The 3,502-nt window shown below is 33.4% G+C and carries 3 protein-coding genes; all 3 read right to left on the bottom strand.

The annotated features are described in order from the left end of the window. Window positions 1–591: 591 nt before the first annotated feature. Window positions 592–1,482, bottom strand: a complete 891-nt coding sequence (locus LQ216_RS20175) for a hypothetical protein (RefSeq protein ID WP_230131443.1) — start codon at window positions 1,480–1,482, stop codon at window positions 592–594. A gap of 497 nt (window positions 1,483–1,979) precedes the next feature. Then, window positions 1,980–3,080 carry an HNH endonuclease gene (locus LQ216_RS20170; protein ID WP_230131441.1) on the bottom strand — a complete coding sequence of 367 codons (1,101 nt, stop codon included), beginning with the start codon at window positions 3,078–3,080 and terminating at the stop codon, window positions 1,980–1,982. Window positions 3,081–3,305: 225 nt separating this feature from the next. Next, on the bottom strand, window positions 3,306–3,502 hold a 197-nt coding region (locus tag LQ216_RS20165), incomplete at its 5' end, for an IS3 family transposase (protein WP_230131439.1).

The following is a 3,502-nucleotide window of genomic DNA, read 5'->3' as shown; positions in this document are numbered from 1 at the left end:
ACCTTTCAATCCCCCAGCTAAACAATAATTCAAAAGAAATATTATAGCTTAGCAGGTTTATATTATGGAAGAAAAGTGTTCAATCTTATCTGGCGGAAACTGTTCAATTTAGTTTAGCAGTTACAAGGTGAAGGCAAAGGTGGAATTGGGGTACAAGCAAGTGCAGAAACTAATACATTAAACGTGGGAGCAACAGGACAAGGAAGAAAAGTAACTAAACGGGTTTATAGATTTAAAGGTTGGCATGATAACGGATTAGAAGTGTTAGAACAGTTTAACAAAGATAGTAACGAACAAACTAAAGATTGATTAAAAAGGGGAACCACTAATTTGGTTCCCTTTTCAGTTACAATCCCTTGGCCAACAACTTTCAGGGAATTTCGGTATATGCATTATTTGTAATCCCCAACGTTAATCAAATATTCTTCATTCATTTATTGTTTTATCATAACTAACATATACTCTTAACATAGGCGGGTTTATAAAAATCGATAATCTGTACATCAAAGGATAATTTTATAAACAGCAAATGACCGTAGTTATGTACATTATATGTTGTATTTCAATGTGTAGAGTGAGTTTTTTGGGGGTTTATCGTTTAATTTTATAACCGCCCATGATGATGCGTTCTTCAGCAAGTGCTTTATTGTACGTATCCACAAAATCTACAATAACCGAATCTTCCATTTCTACTAATCCAGCCCCTTTGACAAAGCTTTCCACTGTACCCCCAACTGTTTCAGCAAATCGTTCCTTTTCATGCTCTTGGGAATTGTACCAGGCATCTGACAAGATAACATTCCATTGGTCATTTGTCCCTTCAGGAGCGTATGGATTTTCAATTATACCTACAATAACTCCATTGGAAGACTTGATTAATTCATCAAAATTCTTTTGCAGTGAGTCTGCTCTTGTCTTAGCTTCTTTTTCTTTTTCAGCTTTTTCTTTCTCTTTTTGAGCTTCTGCTTTGGCTGTTTCTGCTTGTTCTACCTTGGCAATACTGTCTGTTGCGTACTTATCAACTTCTGCCTCTGTCTTAAATTGGTGAACGCCAAATATTTTTTCACCATCCGTATCCGCAACGACATATCCCTCTTTTGTTTTGATAACACTGCCCAAATTTCCGTTACCAAGTGAGACATTTTTTTCACTTTGCACCTTCAACTCTTTTTTTGCTTTATTATAATCATCAAATGTCATGTCCTTTTTTACAACACCTAAAACTTGTGCATTGGTTGGAATCACTTCTTTTTCCTTTTTAGGCTTTGCTTTTTTATCGAAATCTTTCATTTCTTCAGTTTCAGCCGTTACCGTAGTTTTTTCTGTATCTACATTTGCAGAACAAGCTATCCATACCACAAACGCCCCTACAGTCAATAAAGCATTTCTTTTCGTTTTGCCATTTTTCTTAAATAAAGAAATGATGGTAAGAATCAAAAAAACGATAAATGCTAAAAATCCTACTATTACTAAAAAATTCAAATTTTTTTCCCCCTTGCTATTGTTTACAATACTCTCTTACACATTATCGCTAACTCTTTATTAATTCAATAGTTAACTTCCATTTTTTCCAAATTAAAGAATTAATCACTCTACATGTATGTATAAAGACAACAAAAAAAGGAGAATACCTCGTATCTCCCTTTTGCCATAATCATCAGGGTTATCCCCCTATCGAAGAATAGTAGGCATTATCTGAATCATTAATATTTGGAAAGAAAGTAATTTAATAAAAAGAGAAAAAATCGTCAATTGGTAATTTTGTTTCGAATTTTTTTATCATCCAATCTTAAAACGTAGGGTAATCCAAACTTAGCTAACAATTTAATACTCATATTATAGCCCCTTACTTTGATTGTATAAAATTCTATAATTAATTAATCTTTTTTACGGTTTATTTATTGGTTACATAGTAAAACAGGCAAATTGGGAGAAGGTTTTAGGATTTAAACAAATATACTACCTGTTAAATGAATAGACTAATTCTCGTTTTTAAACAATCTATGTTGGAACGATAAAACAAACTCATCAGCCACTCTTTTAGAGAGGTATGCTAACATTTCTTTAGTAAACACTGGATTCTCTTGTTGAGGGAATCTTTTACTCATTTCCTCCATTGCTTTGGTTGTAATCTCATGTATTCTTCTGTCGGTACTAACTGTGTCAATCCTTTGAAAAAGTATCCTCATACGCTCTTTGAACTTTGACTCATCAATATCTTTTAATGAGTACCTTCTCAAATCTTTGGGTGCTATTCTTATAGGTGTATCGTACTCAACTTCTTCATTAGTTACTACATTATAATGATAACTATTATAGATTGGCTCGAGATTATATTTCCTGTCGAGAAAAACCAACATTTTAAACTCATTAAAAAGTTCAATATAAACATAAAGCTCATTCTTCACAGGGTCTCCTACTAGCACCAAGCTGTGCATTACGTCTTTTTCGCCTTTATAAAAAACCTCAGCCCTTGGGTAAAAATAATAAACCTCTGCTTCTGTCTCTTTTCCTTGGATGAATGGAAGGAAGTGTTTAATAGTTGTAGGGTCTCCACCATTCAAAATATAAAAGTTTACAGCCATTTTACAAATAGCTTGTTTAGATTCCTTCCCTCCAAAATTCATACCAACACTTACAGAAGGCAAATAGTCTTTGCTTTTTTTTGCATTTTTAATTGCTTTTTCTATGTCTAAATCGGGATGGTTTCTCTTTAAACCTCTGAGAACTTTTGTTGCTTCTCCCATTGTTGAAGCTTCAATATGTACTACTTTCTCACCCTTATCAATATACGGTCTAGCGAGTTTCATTTTGCCTCCTGGTTCAATTATTATTTCTTTATTTTCGTATTTACCTTTTACATTTTGAGGTTTTCCTCTATCTCTTTTTATATCTAAAAAATTTGCTATTGGATTTAACTGTTGTGCCAACTTATTATCTATGTCACTACCTAACTTAGAATTACAATCTTTACATATTAATGTCCTAGACTTCAACTTCCCACCTATTGCATTTAAAAGAATGTGCTCCTCGGTCTCATTTTCTTTTGTTAATGCAGTGTCACAAATATAACATTTCATTAGTAAATTTCCCCTTAATTATCTATTAATATGTGATTGTTAACCCCTTTGTAGTATGTCATCACTAGACTGATAATAGATTTTTCATTGAAACAGTCTCTAAAAGAGGAATTAGTTTCATAGTATGTCTCTTTCAAGAATCTTGTAAGCAACGTCATGAAGTGTTCCATGTCCACCTAGCCCCTTCATAGCGTCTATTATCTCAACTGGATTGTCAACACTAAACTAGACAACTTTTTTAAGGTGTTCAAGTTTATACTCAATCGGGCTTAAATAACCCAGTGTCCCATGAATCCGAATGTGATTAAACCAATGAACATAGTCGTGCAATTCTCTTGTTAGATCTTCCAATGTATCGAAATTCCGGCCCTTCACAAACTCTGTTTTGAGGATTTTGAATGTTGCTTCAGCTACGGCATTGT

Origin of the sequence: Bacillus sp. CECT 9360 (assembly GCF_918741275.1) — a bacterium.
Lineage (GTDB): Bacteria > Bacillota > Bacilli > Bacillales > DSM-1321 > Peribacillus.
This window is presented reverse-complemented; position numbering and strand designations above follow the sequence as displayed.

Excerpts from the sequence above, each read along its gene's own strand:
- LQ216_RS20170 (WP_230131441.1), bottom strand. The coding sequence starts at position 3,080 with ATGAAATGTTATATTTGTGACACTGCATTAACAAAAGAAAATGAGACC.